The 15,147-nt window shown below is 50.1% G+C and carries 12 protein-coding genes; all 12 read left to right on the top strand.

All coding sequences use genetic code 11. The features are described 5' to 3' along the window. Positions 1 to 172: 172 nt before the first annotated feature. The 12 genes from ispU to accA all read left to right on the top strand — a co-directional run bounded on the left by ispU (position 173) and on the right by accA (position 15,013). Positions 173 to 931, top strand: a complete 759-nt coding sequence (gene ispU / locus ACOZIO_RS19600; protein WP_129954978.1) for a (2E,6E)-farnesyl-diphosphate-specific ditrans,polycis-undecaprenyl-diphosphate synthase — start codon at positions 173 to 175, stop codon at positions 929 to 931. Between the two features lie 9 nt (positions 932 to 940). Then, entirely contained in the window at positions 941 to 1,789 is an 849-nt protein-coding gene (cdsA, locus tag ACOZIO_RS19595; protein WP_129954979.1) for a phosphatidate cytidylyltransferase, read from the top strand. Positions 1,790 to 1,832: 43 nt separating this feature from the next. Then, complete coding sequence (rseP, locus tag ACOZIO_RS19590) at positions 1,833 to 3,188, top strand: sigma E protease regulator RseP (RefSeq protein ID WP_129954980.1); 1,356 nt, start codon at positions 1,833 to 1,835, stop codon at positions 3,186 to 3,188. Between the two features lie 36 nt (positions 3,189 to 3,224). After that, entirely contained in the window at positions 3,225 to 5,645 is a 2,421-nt protein-coding gene (bamA, locus tag ACOZIO_RS19585; RefSeq protein WP_129954981.1) for an outer membrane protein assembly factor BamA, read from the top strand. A 152-nt stretch (positions 5,646 to 5,797) separates the two neighbouring features. After that, positions 5,798 to 6,295: a molecular chaperone Skp gene (gene skp, locus ACOZIO_RS19580; RefSeq protein WP_129954982.1), complete on the top strand. Its 498-nt coding sequence runs from the start codon at positions 5,798 to 5,800 to the stop codon at positions 6,293 to 6,295. Between the two features lie 2 nt (positions 6,296 to 6,297). Further along, positions 6,298 to 7,320: a UDP-3-O-(3-hydroxymyristoyl)glucosamine N-acyltransferase gene (lpxD, locus tag ACOZIO_RS19575; RefSeq protein ID WP_129992060.1), complete on the top strand. Its 1,023-nt coding sequence runs from the start codon at positions 6,298 to 6,300 to the stop codon at positions 7,318 to 7,320. A gap of 147 nt (positions 7,321 to 7,467) precedes the next feature. Next, positions 7,468 to 7,923 carry a 3-hydroxyacyl-ACP dehydratase FabZ gene (gene fabZ / locus ACOZIO_RS19570; RefSeq protein ID WP_095923207.1) on the top strand — a complete coding sequence of 152 codons (456 nt, stop codon included), beginning with the start codon at positions 7,468 to 7,470 and terminating at the stop codon, positions 7,921 to 7,923. Between the two features lie 3 nt (positions 7,924 to 7,926). Further along, positions 7,927 to 8,715: an acyl-ACP--UDP-N-acetylglucosamine O-acyltransferase gene (gene lpxA, locus ACOZIO_RS19565; protein WP_129992061.1), complete on the top strand. Its 789-nt coding sequence runs from the start codon at positions 7,927 to 7,929 to the stop codon at positions 8,713 to 8,715. Between the two features lie 18 nt (positions 8,716 to 8,733). Next, on the top strand, positions 8,734 to 9,882 hold the full coding sequence (gene lpxB, locus ACOZIO_RS19560; RefSeq protein WP_129992062.1) for a lipid-A-disaccharide synthase: 1,149 nt from the start codon (positions 8,734 to 8,736) through the stop codon (positions 9,880 to 9,882). After that, a complete protein-coding gene (gene rnhB, locus ACOZIO_RS19555) occupies positions 9,879 to 10,475 on the top strand; it encodes a ribonuclease HII (RefSeq protein ID WP_129954986.1) in 597 nt (198 codons plus the stop codon). The genes lpxB and rnhB overlap by 4 nt, the downstream gene beginning before the upstream one ends. Before the next feature lie 83 nt (positions 10,476 to 10,558). Further along, positions 10,559 to 14,041 (top strand): DNA polymerase III subunit alpha, encoded by a 3,483-nt coding sequence (gene dnaE, locus ACOZIO_RS19550; protein WP_129992063.1) that lies wholly within the window; start codon positions 10,559 to 10,561, stop codon positions 14,039 to 14,041. A 12-nt stretch (positions 14,042 to 14,053) separates the two neighbouring features. After that, positions 14,054 to 15,013 carry an acetyl-CoA carboxylase carboxyl transferase subunit alpha gene (gene accA, locus ACOZIO_RS19545; protein ID WP_013574209.1) on the top strand — a complete coding sequence of 320 codons (960 nt, stop codon included), beginning with the start codon at positions 14,054 to 14,056 and terminating at the stop codon, positions 15,011 to 15,013. Positions 15,014 to 15,147: the final 134 nt, after the last annotated feature.

The raw sequence follows: 15,147 nt of genomic DNA, 5'->3' as shown, positions 1-15,147 counted from the left end.
GTGGAATCGGTGATCTGTCTGTGTAAGCCGTGCCTGCAAGGGAGACACGGCTTTTTTGCGCGTGTAGTCGCATCAGCGACAGAAAGGTAGGCCGCCAGCGGGCGTCAGCCAGAAGAATGTTATGCCAGCCAGAAAGCCGTTGTGTTCTGATAAAAGGAAATGAGTACGCGTTATGTCCCTCGAAAATCAACAGATGTCTGATATGTATTGCGCTCAGCCTCGCCATGTTGCCATTATCATGGACGGTAACGGACGCTGGGCAAAACGTCAGGGTAAAATGAGGGTGTTCGGTCATAAAGCGGGAGTGAAGTCGGTGCGCAAAGCGGTGAGTTTTGCTGCCAGTCATCATCTCGATGCACTCACGCTTTATGCCTTTAGCAGTGAAAACTGGAATCGTCCGGCTCAGGAAGTCTCTGCATTGATGGAGTTGTTTGTCCGTGCATTAGACAGTGAAATTAAAAGCCTGCATAAACATAATGTCAGGCTTCGGGTCATTGGCGATGTCAGTCGCTTTAGTGCTCGTCTGCAGGAACGCATTCGTCGTTCAGAAACACTTACTCAAAATAACGACGGACTTACCCTGAACATTGCTGCGAACTATGGTGGCCGATGGGATATTATTCAAGGCGTTAAAACGCTGGCGGGTCAGGTTGAAGCGGGCACACTGCGGGCAGAACAGATTACCGAAGAATTGCTGAATTCAGCGGTCTGTATGAGTGAACTGGCACCTGTCGATTTGGTGATCAGAACCGGTGGGGAACATAGGATCAGTAACTTTTTGCTGTGGCAAATTGCTTACGCGGAGCTCTATTTTACCGATGTCCTCTGGCCTGATTTTGATGAAAATACCTTTGAAGGTGCGCTGACGGCTTTTGCCCATCGCGAGCGCCGCTTCGGAGGGACTACACCTATCGGCGCTGATGCGTCCTAGGGAGAACATTTGCTGAAGTATCGCATTATCACAGCTCTGATTTTAATACCGATTGTTATTGCAGCACTCTTTTTGTTACCGCCTGTCGGTTTTGCCATCGTGACGTTAGTTGTGTGCATGTTGGCTGCGTGGGAGTGGGGACAACTGGCCGGTTTTGCAAGCCGTAATCAGCGCATATGGCTGGCTATATTATGTGGTTTTCTGCTGGCGGCGATGATGCTGAGCATTCCGGCTTACCAGCAAAGCGTGCATTTGTTGCAAGTCGCAGGCTCCTTATGGGCAGCGCTTGCCTGGTGGTGTCTGGCCCTGGTGCTGGTGGTTGGGTATCCGGCTTCGGCAGCCTTCTGGCGCCACTCTCGTGTGCTGCGTTTGGTCTTTGGCATACTGACCATTGTGCCTTTCTTTTGGGGGATGGTCGCACTGCGCCAATACGGTTATGCGGAAAATCATCATACTGGCGCATGGTGGTTGTTATATGTGATGCTACTGGTCTGGGGGGCAGACTCCGGTGCTTACCTGTTTGGTAAATTACTGGGTAAGCATAAGCTTGCTCCTAAAGTATCCCCGGGAAAAACCTGGGAAGGGTTTACTGGCGGTCTTCTGACTTCAGCCCTGATAGCCTGGCTATTTGGCCGCTATGCGCCTCTTGATGTGGTACCTTCAACCTTATTAATTTGTTCCGTTGTGGCTGCACTGGCGTCTGTGCTGGGCGACCTGACGGAAAGTATGTTCAAACGCGAGGCAGGTATCAAAGACAGTGGTCATATGATCCCGGGTCATGGCGGTATACTGGACCGTATCGACAGCCTGACGGCTGCAGTCCCTGTATTCGCCTGTCTGATGCTGTTAGTGTATTAATCCGTCCATGACGGTAGAAGTTTTCTAAGGAATAGTTAGACATATGATGAACATACTCTGGAGCCTGGCCGCCTTTATCGTCGCATTGGGGGTGCTTATCACCGTGCACGAGTTCGGCCACTTCTGGGTTGCTCGTCGTTGTGGTGTCCGTGTTGAACGTTTTTCTGTCGGGTTTGGACGTGCGCTATGGCGCCGTACTGACCGTCAGGGGACCGAGTATGTTCTGGCCATCATTCCGCTCGGGGGCTACGTTAAGATGCTCGACGAGCGTGTCGAGGCAGTCGCGCCTGAATTTCGTCACCAATCTTTCAATAACAAAAAAATCTGGCAACGTGCTGCTATCATCAGTGCCGGACCTGTCGCTAATTTCATTTTTGCGGTTTTTGCTTACTGGCTGGTTTTCGTCATCGGCGTGCCGAGCGTGCGTCCTGTCGTGGCAAATGTCACTGTCAATTCAGTTGCCGCACAATCCAATATTTCGCCCGGAATGGAACTAAAATCTGTTGCTGGTATCGAAACGCCTGATTGGGATTCAGTTCGCATGGCGTTAATGGGCGAAATTGGTGATGATCAAACGACGGTTGGCGTGGCGCAATTTGGCTCGTCCCAGGTCGTTGAGAAAACCCTGGATCTGCGTCAATGGCACTTTGATCCTGAAAAGCAGGATCCCGTGGTATCTCTGGGTATGATTCCGAGAGGGCCGCAGATAGAATCTGTTCTGCAGGAGGTGCAGCCAGATTCAGCCGCTCAAAAGGCGGGTTTGCAAGCCGGGGACAGGATCGTTAAAGTCGATGGTCAGATTCTGGAAAGTTGGCAGTCTTTTGTCATCCAGGTAAGGGACAATCCGGGTAAACCCATCGCGCTGGAGGTTGAAAGGGCAGGAAATCCTGTCACGTTAACACTGACGCCGGACACGAAGTCCGCAGGCAAAGGCAAAATACAGGGTTTTGCTGGTGTGGTACCGAAGGTGATACCGCTGCCTGATGAGTATAAAACAATCCGTCAGTATGGTCCGTTTGTGGCGTTTTATGAAGCCGGGGATAAAACCTGGCAACTGATGAAACTCACTGTGAGCATGCTGGGTAAGTTAATTACCGGAGATGTGAAGCTGAACAATCTGAGTGGCCCAATCTCCATCGCACAGGGCGCAGGAATGTCAGCTGAATATGGTTTGGTGTCTTATCTCACGTTTTTGGCGCTCATTAGCGTCAATCTGGGGATCATCAACCTCTTCCCATTACCGGTATTAGATGGTGGACACCTGCTGTTTCTCGCAATAGAAAAGCTTAAGGGTGGGCCAGTTTCCGAGCGAGTTCAGGACTTCAGTTACCGCATTGGTTCAGTTTTGCTGGTGTTGTTGATGGGGCTTGCACTTTTCAATGATTTCTCCCGTCTTTAAGACCGGAGATTAGGTTAGGAAGAACGCATAACAACGATGGCGATCAAAAAGTTGCTCATAGCGTCGCTGCTGTTTGGCAGCGCCACCGTATACGGTGCAGACGGTTTCGTAGTGAAAGATATTCATTTCGAAGGCCTGCAGCGAGTTGCCGTCGGTGCGGCGTTACTCAATATGCCGGTTCGCGTCGGTGATACGGTGACTGACGATGATATCAGTAATACCATCCGTGCTTTGTTTGCCACTGGCAACTTTGAGGACGTTCGTGTCCTGCGCGATGGTAATTCTCTGATTGTTCAGGTCAAAGAACGTCCAACCATTGCCAGCATTACTTTCTCCGGTAACAAATCGGTGAAAGATGACATGCTCAAGCAAAACCTGGAGGCCTCTGGCGTCCGTGTTGGCGAAGCTCTTGACCGTACAACCATCGGTAGCATCGAGAAAGGTCTTGAAGACTTCTATTACAGCGTCGGTAAATACAGTGCATCGGTAAAAGCGGTTGTGACCCCATTGCCACGTAACCGTGTTGATCTGAAGCTGGTCTTCACCGAAGGTGTTTCTGCGAAAATTCAGCAGATCAACATTGTGGGTAACCATGCCTTCACAACCGATGATCTGATTTCACGCTTCCAACTGCGTGATGAAGTGCCATGGTGGAACGTAGTCGGTGACCGTAAATATCAGAAACAAAAACTCGCGGGTGACCTTGAAACCTTGCGCAGTTTTTATCTGGATCGCGGTTATGCCCGTTTCAACATTGATTCGACTCAGGTCAGCCTGACGCCGGACAAAAAAGGCATCTATATTACGCTCAACATTACAGAAGGTGAGCAATACAAACTTTCTGGCGTTGAAGTAACGGGCAGCATGGCCGGTCACTCGGCAGAAGTTCAAAGCCTGACTAAAATTGATAAGGGCGAGTTGTATAACGGCGCCAAAGTCACCAAAATGGAAAACGACATTAAGCAGATGCTGGGGCGTTATGGCTATGCTTATCCTCGTGTGACGACTCAGCCAGAAATTAATGATGCAGACAAAACCGTCAAACTGCATATCAACGTTGATGCGGGAAACCGTTTCTATGTTCGTCATATCCGGTTTGAAGGCAATGACACCAGTAAGGACAGCGTACTTCGCCGTGAAATGCGTCAGATGGAAGGAGCCTGGTTGGGCAACGATCTGGTCGATAAAGGTAAAGAGCGTCTGAACCGTCTGGGCTACTTCGAAACCGTGGATGTAGATACACAGCGTGTTCCAGGTTCCCCTGATCAGGTTGATGTCGTCTACAAAGTGAAAGAACGTAACACGGGTAGCTTTAACTTTGGTGTGGGTTACGGTACTGAGAGTGGTGTCAGCTTCCAGGTAGGCGTCCAGCAGGATAACTGGCTGGGTACAGGTAATTCCGTTGGCATCAGCGGGACTAAAAATGACTACCAGACATATGCAGAATTCACTATCACTGACCCTTACTTCACGGTCGATGGTGTAAGTCTGGGCGGCCGCATCTTCTATAACGACTTTAAAGCAGATGATGCAGACCTCTCCAGCTATACCAACAGAAGTTACGGTATTGGCGGTAATCTTGGTTTCCCAATCAATGAGAACAACTCATTGCGGTTAGGGATAGATTACGTCCATAACGATCTGTCCAATATGGAGCCACAGATCGCCATGTTCCGTTATCTGAACTCTGTCGGGCTAAAACCGCCGGTGACCACCAGTGACAATGCGGATGCTGACTTCAGTGCGAATGACTTCTTTGCCAATCTCGGCTGGGGTTATAACAATCTCGACCGCGGCTACTTCCCGACATCCGGGACGAAAGCCAGCCTGAACGGTAAAGTGACTGTCCCTGGTTCTGATAACGAATACTACAAAATTACATTTGATTCAACCAGTTATATGCCACTGAATCAGGACCGTGATTGGGTGCTGATGGGCCGTGCGCGTGCAGGTTACGCAGATGGTCTTGGGGGTAAAGAAGTTCCGTTCTACGACAACTTCTATGCTGGCGGTTCAAGCAGTGTTCGTGGTTTCCAATCGAATACCATTGGTCCTAAAGCGGCATATTACAAGTGTACTACGGCTAATACGTCTTACAGTGGCTGTCCGATTGATAATTCAAACGACGCAGTTGGCGGTAACGCAATGGCAGTATTGAGTGCGGAATTGATTGTTCCTACTCCATTTGTTAGTGAGAAATACGCTAACTCATTGCGTACTTCCCTGTTCGTGGACAGCGGTACTGTGTGGGATACAGGTTGGGAAAATACGCCGCAGACATTGGCAGCTGGTGTTCCTGATTACAGTAAACCAGGTAATATTCGTGTTTCTTCAGGTCTTGCGTTGCAGTGGATGTCTCCACTTGGACCATTGGTGTTCTCCTACGCACAACCGGTCAAGAAATATGAAGGCGATAAGGCAGAACAGTTCCAGTTTAACATTGGTAAAACCTGGTAACGTTCTGTCAGGGCAGAAGTTGTTCAGCGGAATCGCAATGGCCTGATGAAAAATCTCATACACGGGTTTCGGCCCGTGTATTGTTTTCGTATCAGGTGTTTTGTGTAATTTAATGTGCCACATGGCACAACGGGTGATGGAAGGAGTTTATAGTGAAAAAGTGGTTATATGCCGCAGGCCTCGGTTTAGTGATGGCTTCTTCAGCTAGCGTTCAGGCTGCTGATAAAATTGCTATCGTTAACGTAGCAAGTATTTTCCAACAAATGCCTGCGCGTGAAGCTGTAGCAAAGCAACTGGAAAACGAGTTCAAAAGCCGTGCGACAGATTTGCAATCTCAGGAACGTGATCTGCAAACCAAAATGCAACGTCTGCAACGTGATGGCTCTACAATGAAAGCCAGTGAACGTTCTAAACTTGAAAAAGACGTGATGGCTCAGCGTGAAGCGTTCTCTGCTAAAGCGCAGCAATTCGATCAAGACAACCGTCGTCGTCAGGGCGAAGAACGTAACAAAATTCTGAGCCGTATTCAGGACGCTGTGAAAACTGTAGCAAGTAAAGAAGGTTATGACGTTGTTATCGATGCTAATGCCATTGCATATGCTGACAATAGCAAAGACATTACTGCTGATGTGCTGAAACAGGTTAAATAAACATGTCTTCAATTCGACTGGCTGATCTCGCACAGCAGTTGGATGCACAATTGCACGGTGATGGCGAAATTGCCATCACCGGCGTTGCTTCAATGCATTCCGCACACTCTGAGCAAATCACGTTTTTATCAAACAGCCGTTACCGTGAACAGTTGGCTTTCTGCAATGCAGGTGCCGTAGTGTTGACCGAAGCGGATCTGCCATTTTGCCCGACAGCGGCATTAGTGGTTAAAAACCCTTACCTGACGTACGCCCGGATGGCGCAATTGCTGGATACCACGCCAGCACCGGCACAGGATATCGCAGCGAGTGCGGTGATTTCAGACAGTGCAACACTAGGTAAGAATGTCTCGGTTGGCGCAAATGCAGTCATCGAATCAGGCGTTGCATTGGGTGACAACGTTGTCATCGGTGCAGGTTGCTTTATCGGTAAAGAGGCAAAAATCGGCGCAGGCACACGGTTGTGGGCCAATGTTTCTATTTATCACCGCGTTGAAATCGGTGAGCAGTGTCTGATTCAGTCAGGTACCGTGATCGGTGCTGATGGTTTTGGTTATGCCAACGATCGTGGCAACTGGGTCAAAATTCCACAGCTGGGGACTGTCATTATCGGTGACCGCGTTGAAATCGGTGCCTGTACCACGATTGACCGTGGTGCACTCGACGACACCATCATTAGCAATGGCGTTATCATTGATAACCAATGTCAGATTGCACACAACGTCGTGATTGGAGACAATACGGCAGTTGCTGGCGGTGTTATTATGGCCGGTAGCCTGAAAATTGGGCGCTACTGCCAGATCGGCGGAGCCAGTGTTATCAATGGTCACATGGAGATTTGTGATCAGGCTGTAGTGACGGGAATGGGAATGGTAATGCGACCAATCACTGAACCTGGGGTATACTCCTCCGGTATCCCATTACAGCCGAATAAAGTTTGGCGTAAGACGGCTGCATTGGTAATGAATATCGACGAGATGAATAAGCGCCTGAAAGCTGTCGAGCGTAAAATCGAAAAAGATTAATTACCACCTACGGTGCTGCTTTGTGTTCCCTTCGTTGAGTGAACCTGCGACATACGTTCCTATTTGCGGCCTGCCTGATGACCTTCTTTTAGGGTCTGGCAGGCCGTGTTATTGATGCCATCAGTTTTTATAGACAGGAAGAGTATTTTGACTACTGACACTCATACTCTGCGTATTGAAGAGATACTGGATTTACTGCCACACCGTTACCCGTTCTTGCTGGTTGATCGCGTGTTGGATTTTGAAAAAGGGAAATTTTTGCGCGCTGTGAAAAACGTTTCTTTTAATGAACCGTTCTTCCAGGGCCACTTTCCAGGCAAACCGATTTTCCCTGGCGTTTTGATTCTGGAAGCGATGGCTCAGGCTACTGGCATTCTGGCGTTTAAAAGCGTGGGAAAACTGGAGCCTGGCGAACTGTATTATTTTGCAGCAATCGACGATGCACGCTTTAAACGTCCGGTCTTGCCGGGTGACCAGATGGTTCTGGAAGTTGAATTCATTAAAGAGCGTCGTGGCGTTGCTCGTTTCAAAGGTGTCGCGAAAGTCGATGGTGAGATCGCTTGCGAGGCATCAATGATGTGCGCCCGTCGCCGGGAGTCTTAATACATGATTGATAATACCGCCTTTATTCATCCAAGCGCTATTGTTGAAGACGGTGCCATTATTGGTGCCGGAGTTCATATCGGTCCTTTCTGCTACGTGGGGTCTCAGGTAGAAATTGGTGAAGGTACCGAGCTTAAATCACACGTAGTTCTTAATGGCGTGACCAAAATTGGTCGCGATAACCGCATTTTTCAGTTTGTTTCTATTGGTGAAATTAACCAGGATCTGAAATATGCCGGTGAACCAACACGCGTTGAAGTTGGCGATCGCAACAATATTCGTGAGAGCGTTACCATTCATCGTGGTACTGTTCAGGGCGGTGGTCTGACAAAAGTGGGCAGTGATAACCTGTTGATGGTTAACGCACATATTGCCCATGATTGTGTCATTGGAAATCGCTGTATTTTGGCGAACAACGCGACCCTGGGTGGTCACGTTGAGGTGGATGATTTTGCGATCATTGGCGGTATGACGGCGGTACATCAGTTCTGTATTATCGGTGAGCATGTGATGGTTGGGGGATGTTCCGGGGTGGCTCAGGACATTCCTCCGTTTGTCATTGCGCAAGGTAACCATGCAACACCTTTCGGCATCAATATCGAAGGGCTTAAGCGCCGTGGTTTCGAAAAAGCCGATCTGCATGCTATCCGTAATGCTTATAAATTACTGTATCGCAGTGGTAAAACACTGGAAGAAGCACAACCGGAAATCGCTGCTATCGCGGCTGAATTCCCGAAAGCTAAACCATTCAGTGACTTCTTTGCGCGTTCAACGCGTGGCATTATTCGCTGATCTGCGCTACGGAAAACAATGCAAAAGCCTGTTCTGACAATTGGCCTGGTGGCCGGTGAAACGTCCGGTGATATTCTTGGCGCCGGACTGATTCGAGCCTTGAAGAAGCATCATCCTGATGCCCGTTTTGTTGGGGTCGCAGGTCCGCTGATGCAGGCGGAAGGATGCGAAGCCTGGTACGAAATGGAAGAACTGGCGGTAATGGGCGTGGTGGAAGTTCTTGAACGACTGCCACGTCTGTTGAAAATCCGCAAAGATCTGACCAAACGCTTTAGCGAGCTGAAGCCTGATGTATTTGTGGGCATCGATGCCCCGGATTTCAACATCACGCTGGAAGGGCGTTTGAAGCAGCGCGGTATCCGCACTATTCATTATGTCAGCCCGTCTGTCTGGGCCTGGCGCCAAAAGCGCGTTTTCAAAATCGGGAAAGCCACTGATCTGGTTTTGGCATTTCTGCCTTTTGAAAAAGCGTTTTATGACAAATTCAATGTTCCTTGTCGTTTCATTGGTCATACGATGGCCGATGCAATGCCGTTGCATCCGGACAAACAGGCTGCACGTTTGTCACTCGGTATTCCAGAGGATGTGCACTGTCTGGCGTTATTGCCGGGAAGCCGCCATGCAGAAGTAGAAATGCTCAGCGCGGATTTTCTGAAAACAGCCTTACAGCTGCGGCAAACCTATCCTGATTTACACATCGTAGTGCCGTTGGTCAATGCCAAACGTCGCGGGCAGTTTGAGCGAATTAAGGCTGAGATTGCGCCTGACTTACCTGCGCATTTACTGGATGGCAAAGGTCGGGAAGCGATGATTGCCAGTGATGCTGCTTTGCTGGCATCAGGAACAGCAGCGCTTGAATGTATGCTGGCCAAATGTCCGATGGTGGTGGGTTACCGTATGAAGCCTTTCACTTTCTGGCTGGCTGAGCGTCTGGTGAAAACGCCCTATGTTTCGTTGCCAAACCTGCTGGCACGACGGGAAATTGTCACCGAATTACTGCAAACTGAATGTGTGCCGGACAAGCTTTCCGCCGCCTTGCTGCCGTTACTGGCAGGGGGGGAGAAAAGTCAGGCACTGCGTGAGACATTCCTTGAATTACATGAAAGTATTCGTCGTGACGCAGATGAACAGGCTGCTCAGGCTGTCATGGAGCTGGCAAACCGATGAACGATGTATTTATCTATCCACAAGCCGTTTGTATCGCCGGCGTGGATGAAGTAGGGCGCGGCCCGTTAGTCGGTGCCGTTGTCACCGCTGCCGTGATTCTTGATCCCGCGAATCCGATTACCGGGCTGGCAGATTCAAAAAAACTCTCCGAAAAACGCCGCGAGGCGTTATATATCGAAATCAAAGAGAAAGCACTGGCCTGGAGTCTCGGGCGCGCTGAGCCTCATGAAATCGATGAACTGAATATTTTGCATGCCACCATGCTGGCCATGCAAAGAGCTGTTGCCGGTTTATGCATCACGCCTGATATGGTGCTGATTGATGGTAACCGTTGTCCTGCACTTCCGATGGCCTCCCAGGCGGTAGTAAAAGGGGACAGTAAAGTCGCTGAAATCAGCGCCGCCTCTATTCTGGCTAAAGTCACCCGCGACCGTGAAATGGTTGAACTGGATCTTCAGTTCCCCGAATATGGTTTTGCGAAGCACAAGGGCTATCCGACGCCGGTGCACCTTGAAAGTCTTGCCCGTCTTGGAGCCACTACACACCACCGTCGAAGTTTCTCTCCGGTGAAACGCGCGCTCGGGCTGGCATAACGTATCATTTGTCCCTGCCCGTTTTTATTGCTAAAAAAGACAGGCACACAAACCCTTAATTCACTCATTTCTGGACTCTGGATATGGCCGAACCTCGTTTTATTCATCTGCGTGTACATAGCGACTATTCCATGGTGGATGGGCTTGCGAAGGTAGGCCCGCTGGTGAAATGCGCAGCGTCACTCGGCATGCCTGCTCTGGCGATTACCGATTTCACTAACTTGTGCGGACTGGTTAAGTTTTACGGCGCGGCACACGGCGCGGGCATAAAACCGATTATCGGTGCAGATGTGAATGTCCAAAGCGAAATCCTGGGTGATGAACTGGCACAGCTGACGGTTCTGGCGATGAATAATCAGGGCTACCAGAACCTGACGTTATTAATTTCCAGAGCGTATCAGCGCGGTTACGGCGCCGCCGGCCCGATCGTTGATCTCGAATGGCTGGCAGAACTGAATGAAGGTCTGATCCTGCTCTCCGGCGCGAGAATGGGTGATGTCGGTAAGTTTCTGATCCGCGGAAATGATCTGCAAGTCAGCCAGTGCCTGGATTTCTATCAGCAGTATTTCCCCGATCGCTATTATCTCGAATTGATCCGCACCGGCCGTGCAGACGAAGAAAACTATCTGCATGCGGCAGTCGCCCTGGCGACCGAACGTGGTTTGCCAGTAGTGGCAACCAACGATGTACGCTTTATGGTGCCGGGTGATTTTGATGCTCATGAGATTCGTGTCGCGATCCACGATGGCTTTACGCTCGATGACCCTAAACGTCCGCGAAATTACACATCTCAGCAATATATGCGCAGCGAAGATGAGATGTGCGAGCTGTTTGAGGATGTGCCTGAAGCGCTGCAAAACAGTGTGGAAATCGCCAAACGTTGTAATGTGACCATCCGTCTGGGTGAGTATTTTTTGCCGCAGTTCCCGACCGGTGATATGACCACCGAAGATTTTCTGGTCGAAAAATCAAAAATCGGACTGGAAGAACGCCTTGAGTTTTTATTCCCGAATCCGCAAGTGCGCGCACAAAGACGCCCTGAATATGACGAGCGTCTGGACATCGAACTTAAAGTTATTAACCAGATGGGTTTCCCCGGTTACTTCCTGATCGTAATGGAATTCATCCAGTGGTCGAAAGACAACAGCGTGCCTGTCGGGCCGGGGCGCGGTTCCGGTGCAGGTTCTCTCGTGGCGTATGCCCTGAAAATCACCGATCTGGATCCGCTCGAGTTTGACCTGCTGTTCGAACGTTTCCTTAATCCTGAACGTGTTTCCATGCCCGACTTTGACGTCGACTTCTGCATGGAAAAACGCGACCGTGTCATCGATCACGTGTCAGAAATGTATGGCCGCGAAGCGGTCTCGCAGATCATCACTTTCGGTACGATGGCGGCCAAAGCGGTAATCCGCGATGTGGGCCGGGTTCTGGGTCATCCTTATGGTTTCGTTGATCGCATTTCCAAACTGGTGCCCCCTGATCCTGGGATGACGCTTGAAAAAGCATTTGCCGCTGAGCCGCAATTACCAGAGATCTACGAAGCTGACGAAGAAGTTAAGTCGCTTATCGACATGGCGCGTCAGCTTGAAGGTGTCACCCGTAACGCCGGTAAACATGCCGGTGGTGTGGTGATTGCGCCCACCAAAATTACCGACTTTGCGCCACTGTATTGCGATGCCGAAGGTAACCATCCGGTCACGCAGTTCGATAAAAATGACGTGGAATACGCAGGACTGGTGAAATTCGACTTCCTCGGCCTGCGCACGCTGACCATCATCGACTGGGCACTGGAGATGATCAACGCCCGCCGGGCGAAAGCCGGTGAGGCACCGCTGGACATTGCGGCCATCCCGCTGGATGACAAAAAAAGCTTCGACATGCTGCAACGCTCGGAAACCACGGCGGTATTCCAGCTTGAATCACGTGGTATGAAGGATTTGATCAAACGTCTGAAGCCTGACAGCTTCGAAGATATGATCGCACTGGTGGCGCTGTTCCGCCCGGGCCCGTTGCAGTCCGGCATGGTGGATAACTTTATTGACCGCAAACACGGTCGCGAAGAGATTTCCTATCCGGATATCCAGTGGCAGCATGAATCGCTGAAACCTGTGCTGGAGCCGACCTACGGCATTATCCTGTATCAGGAACAGGTTATGCAGATTGCGCAGGTTCTGGCCGGTTACTCGCTGGGTGGCGCAGACATGCTCCGCCGTGCGATGGGTAAGAAAAACCCGGTGGAGATGGCCAAACAGCGTGGTGGCTTTGAAGAAGGGGCCAAATCTCGCGGTATTGACGGCGAACTGGCGATTAAAATCTTCGATCTGGTAGAGAAATTTGCCGGTTACGGTTTTAACAAATCTCACTCAGCGGCTTATGCTTTAGTGTCGTATCAGACGCTGTGGCTGAAAGCGCACTATCCGGCGGAATTCATGGCAGCGGTAATGACGGCTGATATGGATAACACCGAAAAGGTGGTCGGACTGGTGGATGAATGCTGGCGTATGGGGCTGAAAATTTTGCCGCCTGATATCAACAGCGGCCTTTATCATTTCCACGTCAACGATGAAGGCGAAATTGTTTACGGCATCGGCGCGATTAAAGGCGTGGGTGAAGGCCCGATTGAAGCCATTATTGAAGCGCGTAACGAAGGTGGCTATTTCAAAGAACTGTTTGATCTTTGCGCGCGTGCTGACGTCAAAAAGCTTAATAAACGTATCCTCGAAAAGCTGATTATGTCCGGGGCGTTTGACCGTCTGGGACCCCATCGTGCCGCGCTGATGAGTTCCTTAAGCGACGCACTGAAAGCCGCAGATCAACATGCTAAAGCTGAGGCAATTGGTCAGGTTGATATGTTTGGTGTGCTGGCAGAAGCACCTGAGCAGGTTGAGAAATCTTACGCGAATGTAATGCCATGGCCGGAACAAACGGTTCTTGATGGCGAACGTGAGACGCTCGGTCTGTATCTGACCGGCCATCCTATTACCCAATATTTGAAAGAAATTGAACGTTATGGCGGTGGCCAGCGTTTGAAAGATATGCACCCGACGGAACGGGGCAAAATGACCGTCGCGGTCGGGCTTGTCCTTGCTGCACGCGTGATGGTCACCAAACGGGGTAACCGTATTGGGATCTGTACACTTGACGACCGTTCGGGTCGTCTTGAAGTCATGTTGTTCACTGAAGCATTGGAAAAATTCCAGCATTTATTGGAAAAAGACCGTATCCTTATCGCCACAGGACAGGTCAGCTTTGATGACTTCAGTGGCGGGCTTAAAATGATGGCCCGCGATATAATGGACATCAGTGAAGCACGGGAAAAATATGCTCGCGGTCTTGCTATCTCGCTGACTGACAGGCAAATTGATGACCAGCTTTTGAACCGTCTCCGCCAATCGTTGGAACCTCATCGATCGGGGACGATACCAGTGCATCTGTATTACCAACGAGAAAACGCAAGAGCCCGGCTACGATTCGGGGCGTCATGGCGTGTTACGCCAACGGACAAACTATTGCTGGATTTGCGAGGCCTGGTCGGTACAGAGCAGGTGGAACTGGAATTTGACTAAAATAGGAATGCTATGAGTCTGAATTTTCTTGATTTTGAACAGCCGATTGCGGAACTGGAAGCGAAAATTGACTCGCTGACTGCAGTCAGCCGTCAAGACGAAAAATTAGATATTAATCTGGACGAAGAAGTTGCACGCTTGCGCGAGAAAAGCGTTGAACTGACTCGTAAGATTTTCTCTGATCTGGGTGCCTGGCAAATTGCCCAACTGGCACGCCATCCTCGTCGCCCTTATACGCTCGATTACATCAAACATATCTTCACTGATTTTGATGAACTGGCGGGTGATCGTGCATTCGCAGACGATAAAGCTATCGTTGGCGGTATCGCCCGTTTGGGTGAACGTGCTGTGATGATCATTGGTCATCAGAAAGGCCGTGAAACGAAAGAGAAAATTCGTCGTAACTTCGGTATGCCCGCTCCCGAGGGGTATCGCAAAGCGTTACGTCTGATGGAAATGGCTGAGCGTTTCAAACTGCCAATTATCACCTTTATCGACACGCCGGGTGCATATCCGGGCGTGGGTGCTGAAGAACGTGGTCAGTCTGAAGCGATCGCCCGTAACCTGCGCGAAATGTCTCGTCTGAACGTCCCGGTTATCTGTACCGTTATTGGTGAGGGCGGTTCTGGTGGCGCACTGGCTATCGGCGTGGGCGATAAAGTTAACATGTTGCAATACAGCACCTATTCGGTTATCTCACCGGAAGGTTGTGCGTCAATTCTGTGGAAGAGCGCGGATAAAGCCCCTCTTGCTGCGGAAGCGATGGGCATCATTGCACCGCGTCTGAAAGAACTGAAACTGATCGACTCCGTTATCCCTGAACCATTGGGCGGCGCTCACCGTAACGTAGAAGCAATGGCGGCTTCCCTGCGTGCACAGCTGGAAGCTGACCTCAGTGATCTTGATGTTCTGAGTACAGAAGAACTGCGTAACCGTCGTTATCAGCGTCTGATGACTTACGGCTACTGCTGATCTTGTTCGTTATTTCAAAAGGCCACGCAAAGCGTGGCCTTTTTTATTGTCCGTTTTCATCGCTGGATCTTTCCAGCATTCTTAAATATTCCTCCATTCACTGTAAACGCATCGGTAAAGGGTACACAGCAGGC

The sequence above is a fragment of the Rahnella sp. PD4 genome (assembly GCF_049199325.1).
Taxonomy (GTDB): domain Bacteria; phylum Pseudomonadota; class Gammaproteobacteria; order Enterobacterales; family Enterobacteriaceae; genus Rahnella; species Rahnella perminowiae.
The sequence above is the reverse complement of the archived record's forward strand: the minus strand, read 5'-3'. Positions and strand labels throughout refer to the sequence as shown.

Coding starts and splice junctions, on each gene's coding strand:
- lpxD (WP_129992060.1), top strand. CDS start 6,298: ATGTCTTCAATTCGACTGGCTGATCTCGCACAGCAGTTGGATGCACAA.
- ispU (WP_129954978.1), top strand. CDS start 173: ATGTCCCTCGAAAATCAACAGATGTCTGATATGTATTGCGCTCAGCCT.
- accA (WP_013574209.1), top strand. CDS start 14,054: ATGAGTCTGAATTTTCTTGATTTTGAACAGCCGATTGCGGAACTGGAA.
- bamA (WP_129954981.1), top strand. CDS start 3,225: ATGGCGATCAAAAAGTTGCTCATAGCGTCGCTGCTGTTTGGCAGCGCC.
- dnaE (WP_129992063.1), top strand. CDS start 10,559: ATGGCCGAACCTCGTTTTATTCATCTGCGTGTACATAGCGACTATTCC.
- rnhB (WP_129954986.1), top strand. CDS start 9,879: ATGAACGATGTATTTATCTATCCACAAGCCGTTTGTATCGCCGGCGTG.
- lpxB (WP_129992062.1), top strand. CDS start 8,734: ATGCAAAAGCCTGTTCTGACAATTGGCCTGGTGGCCGGTGAAACGTCC.
- lpxA (WP_129992061.1), top strand. CDS start 7,927: ATGATTGATAATACCGCCTTTATTCATCCAAGCGCTATTGTTGAAGAC.
- rseP (WP_129954980.1), top strand. CDS start 1,833: ATGATGAACATACTCTGGAGCCTGGCCGCCTTTATCGTCGCATTGGGG.